The following is a 6,299-nucleotide window of genomic DNA, read 5'->3' on the forward strand; positions in this document are numbered from 1 at the left end:
ACACATCGCCAGCTTAGCATGAAAGCGCCCCGCCGGATTCAGGACTTCTGCGGCCGCAAAGCCCGCTTCATCCCGCGCTCCGCGCCTGCCCGCGTCAAAGAACTCAAGGCGATGCCGCCGAAAATCGCCGCCAAACCCGCCGCATGGTACCAATGCAGCTCCTCGCCCAGCAGCGCGATGGATTGCAGCGCGCCAAACGCCGGCATCAGGTACAGAAAACTCGCGGCCTTGGCCGTTCCCACCGCCGCGATGGCGCGGTTGTACAACAGATAAGCCACCACAGACGGCAAAACGCCCAGATAGATCAGGCTGGCCCAGGCAGCGCCGTCCAGCGTCGGCAGGCCGCGTTGCGCAGCCTCCATGGCGAACAGGGGCAACAGCAGCGCCTCGCCCACCAATAGCAGCACCGCCATCTGCACCATGGCGTCGATTCCCGGCTTCAATTTTCGCAAACCCAGCGTGTAGATGGCCCAGCACAGCCCCCCGGCCAGCACCAGCAGGTCGCCGCCGCCGAAATGAAAACGCCCTATCGCCAGCAGATTGCCTTTCAGCACGATCAGCAAGGCGCCGCACAGCGCCAGCGTCATCCCCAGCCACTGCCTATTGCTCAGACGCTGGCGGAAGTACAGCGAGCCCAGCAGCAGCACCATCACCGGCGTGGCGCTGTTCAGGATCACCGCATTGGTGGCGGTGGTGGTCTGCACCGCCCAATAAACCAAGGTATTGGTCAGGCCGATGCCGAACAGGCCCAGCGTCAGCAACAGCGGCCATTGCTGGCGCAGCTTGCCCCAATTGCGCCGCAAGCGCGGCAAGGCGAAGGGCAGCACGCAGCACAAGGCGATGCCCCAGCGCGCGAAGGCCAGCGTGAATGGGCCGATCTGTCCGTGCAGGGCGCGGGCGATGATGAAATTGGTGGACCACATCAACATGGTCAATACCAATAAGCCATAGGCTGCTTTATTGTTTGTTGCGTTGTTCATGGCAGTTCTTGAAATAAACTGCCCATATTCTAACAATATCGCGCAACATAATAATTCAATCAAACATCAACAAAACATGGTTGATTTCCATTTTCAGACAAAAACCATAAATTCATTCCAAAAATCACAAAATCAATGAAACATTCCGTCCAGCCAAATACGGCTCAGCCGAAAGAACTAGCCCCTCCCCTCCATCCAGCGAGCGGCGCCCGCCGCTGCCGCGAGCTAAAATTTCCGCCAGTACCGCCTCGAGAAAACCACCATGCTGTCAGATCGCTTCGGCCGAACCATTGAGTATTTGCGCCTTTCCGTCACGGATCGTTGCGACCTGCGCTGCAGCTATTGCCTGCCCAAAGGCTTCAAGGACTTCGAGGAGCCGGCACACTGGCTGACTTTCGATGAAATCGAACGCGTCGCCGCCGCCTTCGTCCGCCTGGGCGCGCGCCGCATCCGCCTGACCGGCGGCGAACCGCTGCTGCGGCGCGACCTGCCGCTGCTGGCCGGCAGGCTGTCCGCCCTGTCCGGCTTGGCCGATCTCTCGCTATCCACCAACGCCACACAACTGGCGCGCCATGCCGAGCCGCTGCGGCAAGCCGGCGTGGCCCGGCTCAATGTCAGCTTGGACTCGCTGCGGCGCGATTGCGTGGCGGAGCTGACCGGCAGCGACAGCCTGCCCAAGGCGCTGGACGGCCTGGCGGCCGCCAAGGCGGCCGGCTTCGAGCGGATCAAGATCAATATGGTGCCCATCGCCGGCGTCAACGACGGCGACATCGAGGCGATGGCGGAGTTTTGTCTGCGCGAAGGCTTTGTGCTGCGGCTGATCGAGGCCATGCCCATGGGCAACAGCGGCCGCGCCGCGCAAGGCAGCGCGTTGGCCCCCATCCTGGCGCGGCTGCGCGCCCGTTTCGACCTGGCGCCGCTGAGCCTGGATCTGGGCGGCGGTCCGGCCCGCTACTGGGGATCGCGCGATGGCCGCTTCACCCTGGGCCTGATCACGCCTATCAGCCAACACTTCTGCGCCAGCTGCAACCGGGTGCGGATGTCGGTGGACGGCACCCTCTACCTATGCCTGGGGCAGGAGCAAAGCTACCCCTTGCGCCGGCTGCTGCGCGCCGGCTGCAGCGACACCGAGCTGGAAACCGCCATCCGCGCCGCCATCGAGCTGAAGCCGGAAAAGCATGAGTTCAAGGAAGCGCCGGCCAAGGTGATGCGCTTCATGTCGCAGACCGGCGGCTAGCCAGCCAGTTTGCGATGAACCGCGCCACCGCCTCCGCATCGTTCAAATCCAGCACTGGTATCTCAGCCTCCATCGCGGCGTCCGTCGCCACAGCAATGATGTTTTCATCTTCCAAATAGCGCGCCGGCTTGCCCAGGGACGGTCGATAGACTTCCAGTTTGGGCGCGGGCAGCGTCTTCTGCCCCTCCAGCAGCACCAGATCGCACGGCGCCAGCCGAGCCAACTGCTCATCCAGCGTCAGCTCCCGCTCGGTCTCCGCGAACACGCCTACCCGATGCGGCGACACGATCATCACTTCGACGGCGCCTGCCTGGCGGTGGCGGAAGCTGTCCTTGCCCGGCGAGTCCAGCTGCACGTCATGGTGGCTGTGCTTGATCACGGCCACCCGCAGCCCGGCCTCCCTCAATAAGGGCAATACTTTCTCCAGCAGCGTGGTCTTGCCGCTGCCGGAATAACCGCAAATTCCCAATACTTCGCGCATGTCTTCTCCTTTTGGCGGATTGTCGGCGGCGCCGGCACGCGCTATGTTCAAACCATTTCCATGCAAACCAAAGGCGCGGACGCAAGCCGACATTGTGCCGCCGTCCGCGGCAGCAGACCATACATCGAAAGCAGCATGAATCTCTCTCCTGTCACCGCCTTCGTGTCCAAGCGCCTGCAGAGCCTGGCCAGCAAGCTATTGGTACTGTCGCTGATCGCCCTGCTGGTGGTGTTGACCTCCATCGCCTACAGCCTGGCGCTGTCCTGGCGGCTGGAGGGCGGCGCGGCGGCGATCAACGACGTGGGCAGCCTGCGCATGCGCAGCTACCGCATGGCTTATCTGCTGTCGCAACAGCCCTCGCCCGGCGTCATGATCGGGGAGGTCTCCAATTTCGACCAGACCCTGGCCCGCTTGCGGCGCGGAGATCCGGCGCGTCCGCTGTTCCTGCCGGACAATCGCGACATCCGCGACCAGGAAAGCCTGATCGAACAACGTTGGCGCGCGACGATGCGCCCCACTCTGTTGCATGCCGGCAGCGCGTTGACGCAGGAGCAGGTGGAGGCCTTCGTCGCCGACATCGACACCCTGGTCAGCTTGCTGGAGCGCGACAACGAGACCAATACCAATCTGCTGCGCATGTTCCAGATGCTGTTGATCGCCATGGCGATAACCGGCGCCGTTTGCATGGCCTATATGCTGTTCCTGATGGTGATCCATCCGGTCAACCGGCTCAGCCAGGCCATCGCCCGTCTGCGCGAAGGCGATCTGCAGGCGCGGGTGGAGGTGGACCGCAGCGATGAGTTCGGCATGCTGGCGGCCGGCTTCAACCAGATGGCGGAGCGGCTGGGTGACCTGTACCACAATCTGGAAAGCAAGGTCCGAGAGCAGACGCGCGAAGTGGAGGCGCAGAATCTGCGGCTGCAGACGCTGTACGACATGACCTCCTTCCTGCACCAGCGCCGTTCGCAGGAGGAAATCTGCCTGGGCTTCATCGGCCAACTGATGCGCCTGACCGGCGCCGACGCCGCCAATGCGCGCCTGCTGGACGAGGCGCGCGGCAAGCTGGACCAGATCGCGCAGATTGGCCTGCCCGCGGACATGGCAAACAGCGAGGAATGCATACCCAGCGACGCCTGCCGCTGCGGCGAGGCGGTAAGCCAGCCCTTCGCCGTGCTGCATCAACTAGGCGAGGCGAAAGCGGACAGCTTGGGCCATTGCGGCAAAGCCGGCTTCTCCTCCATCGCCGTGTTTCACATTCGCAACCACCGCGAAGACGTTGGCATCTTTACCTTATACTTTCGCCAGCCGCGCCTGTTGCCCGAAGCGGAGCAGGTGCTGATAGAAACCCTGGGGCAACATCTGGGCGTCGCCATAGAAAACCTGAGGCTGAGCGCGCGCGAGCGCCAGTTCGCCGTATCCGAGGAGCGCAATCTGATGGCGCAGGGCCTGCACGACAGCATCGCCCAGTCCCTATCCTTCCTGAACCTGCAAACGCAGATGCTGGAAGACGCGATGAAGCGCAGCGAAGAAGAGCAGGCGCGGGAGAGCCTGGCCTTCATACGCGCCGGCGTGCAGGAATGCTACGAGGATGTGCGCGAACTGCTGCAGAACTTCCGCACCCGCATCAGCAAGCAGGAGTTCCCGGAGGCGGTGCAAACCCTGCTGCAGCGTTTCGAACAGCAGACCCGCGTGCCCGCCCGCCTGGAAATGCGCGGCGACGGCAAAGCGCTGGACCCGCAACAACAGCTGCAAGTGTTCTTCATCCTGCAGGAAGCCTTGTCCAATATCCGCAAACACGCGGAGGCCAGCCTGGTGGAGGTGGAAATCGACAACGCCGCCAGCTTCCAAATGCGCATCCGCGACAACGGCCGCGGCTTCGAGGCCGAGCGGCTGGAAACCATGTCGGCGCGCCATGTCGGCATGTCCATCATGCAAGAGCGCGCCAAGCGCATCCATAGTCAAATTCACATCCGCTCCACGCCGCAGCATGGCACCACCGTGGAGTTGACCCTGCCCAAAGAGGAGCGCGTAGGCGCATGACACAAGCCATCCGAATCTTGCTGGTCGACGACCACACCCTGTTCCGCAGCGGCCTGAAGGCGCTGCTGCAAAGACAGGATGATTTCCTGGTAGTGGGCGAGGCCGCCGATGGCCTGGAGGGCGTCAAACAGGCTGAGCAATTGCGGCCGGACGTAGTGCTGCTGGACCTGGACATGCCGGTGATGAACGGCCGCGAGGCCCTGGGGCAGATCTTGAGCGGCTGTCCCGAAACCGCCGTGCTGATGCTGACCGTATCCGAAGACGGAGACGACCTGGCCGAGTGCATGCGCGGCGGCGCGCGCGGCTATCTGCTGAAGAACATCAACGCCGATTTCCTGCTGGACAGCATACGGCGCGCGGTAGACGGCGACAGCGTGCTGTCGCCGGAGATGACCGCCAAGCTGCTGGCCCGCCTGCACCAGCCGGCGGCCAAGGCCAGCGAAGCCGACACCCTGACCCCGCGCGAGCGGGAAACCCTGAGCTGGCTGGCCCGCGGCGCCAGCAACAAGGAAATCGCCCGCGCGCTGGACCTGGCCGAGAGCACGGTCAAAGTCCACGTGCAGAACATCCTGCGCAAATTGTCGCTAAGCAGCCGGGTACAGGCGGCGGTTTACGCCGTGGAGCATGGGCTGGACAAGGCTTGAGCGACTCAAAGCACATGCCCATCGAGAATTCGGCCTAACCCCTCGGGCAACCGGACTTGCTCCGGCGTGGCTGTGCCGGACATCATTTCATTCTTGCCCGGCTTCGCCACTCTGTCGCAACTCCGTTCCCCGGATATCAGGGCCGTAGGTTGGGCTGAATAAAATGAAGTCCAACGTTTACCGAGAATGAATAGGCATTGTGTATCATCAAATGATTCGCGGTAAGCGTTGAGCTTCGCAAGCTTAGCCCAACCGATGGCCCTCCCGCCGTTGCTGCACAACTCCGGCAGTAAGTTGCTTCCAACATTAGAGAACATGACTACGTACCGCTCACAACGCATAGCTTCTCTCATTGCCTTGGCAACGCTTCTCATTGCCGTGGGCCTATCTGCATGGTTTAGATCAGCAAACCCATACGGAGTTTGGCTCTACACACCGAAAAATTGGTGCGCCGGACATCCCGCAAACTCATTTACACTGATTTATGGCGTAACGACATTACTAGCGACAGTCATTCTTGGGTTATGCGCATTCATTTTCTGGACCGCATCCCGCCTTTCAAGATCGCCGGCTGCGGAGGACCTACGAGTGAAAGCCTCTGTCGCTGCTTGGTCTGTGTTATTTGTTGGGCACTGTTGCATAAATCCAGAACAGGGCGAGGCTCCCCTTTCCCCAAACAAATTTATGCTACCGCCACCGTGCACGGACGGCCCAGCATGCTGAAACGGTTCAAGATGGCAGCGCGCACTTGCAGCTCTGCCACTTGGCTATCGAAGCGACGGGCCGTCACCCTTTCACCCAGCCGTTTGAAGCAACCCATTTTGGTTTCCACCAAGCTGCGGCGATGGTAGCCGCTCCAACGCTTCCAGATCGCCCGGCCTAGTCGTTTGGTCGCCCGCAGAATCTCATTCCGAGCC

The 6,299-nt window shown here is 62.1% G+C and carries 5 protein-coding genes and 1 pseudogene; 3 read left to right on the forward strand and 3 right to left on the reverse strand.

Annotated elements, in window-relative coordinates:
- Positions 1–38: 38 nt before the first annotated feature.
- On the reverse strand, positions 39–980 hold the full coding sequence (locus C2I19_RS00200) for a DMT family transporter (RefSeq protein WP_103900720.1): 942 nt from the start codon (positions 978–980) through the stop codon (positions 39–41).
- Positions 981–1,242: 262 nt separating this feature from the next.
- Here C2I19_RS00200 and moaA point away from each other — a divergent pair, with 262 nt between their 5' ends.
- Positions 1,243–2,217 (forward strand): GTP 3',8-cyclase MoaA, encoded by a 975-nt coding sequence (moaA, locus tag C2I19_RS00205; RefSeq protein ID WP_103900721.1) that lies wholly within the window; start codon positions 1,243–1,245, stop codon positions 2,215–2,217.
- Here the strand turns inward: moaA and mobB are convergent.
- Positions 2,195–2,698, reverse strand: a complete 504-nt coding sequence (gene mobB, locus C2I19_RS00210; RefSeq protein WP_103900725.1) for a molybdopterin-guanine dinucleotide biosynthesis protein B — start codon at positions 2,696–2,698, stop codon at positions 2,195–2,197. The two genes, moaA and mobB, sit on opposite strands and share 23 nt — an antisense overlap.
- Positions 2,699–2,833: 135 nt before the next feature.
- Between mobB and C2I19_RS00215 the strand changes: the two genes are divergently transcribed.
- Together C2I19_RS00215 and C2I19_RS00220 are read left to right on the forward strand one after the other, a co-directional pair.
- Positions 2,834–4,738: a type IV pili methyl-accepting chemotaxis transducer N-terminal domain-containing protein gene (locus C2I19_RS00215; RefSeq protein ID WP_103900726.1), complete on the forward strand. Its 1,905-nt coding sequence runs from the start codon at positions 2,834–2,836 to the stop codon at positions 4,736–4,738.
- The gene (locus C2I19_RS00220) at positions 4,735–5,382 is read left to right on the forward strand and encodes a response regulator (protein ID WP_103900722.1); all 648 of its coding nucleotides are present in this window, start codon (positions 4,735–4,737) and stop codon (positions 5,380–5,382) included. The genes C2I19_RS00215 and C2I19_RS00220 overlap by 4 nt, the downstream gene beginning before the upstream one ends.
- A 682-nt stretch (positions 5,383–6,064) precedes the next feature.
- On the opposite strand, the pseudogene C2I19_RS00230 reads toward C2I19_RS00220, so the two are convergent.
- A pseudogene (locus C2I19_RS00230) lies at positions 6,065–6,299 on the reverse strand (IS5/IS1182 family transposase); the annotation flags it as partial.

It is taken from the genome of Chromobacterium alticapitis (assembly GCF_002924365.1).
Lineage (GTDB): Bacteria > Pseudomonadota > Gammaproteobacteria > Burkholderiales > Chromobacteriaceae > Chromobacterium > Chromobacterium alticapitis.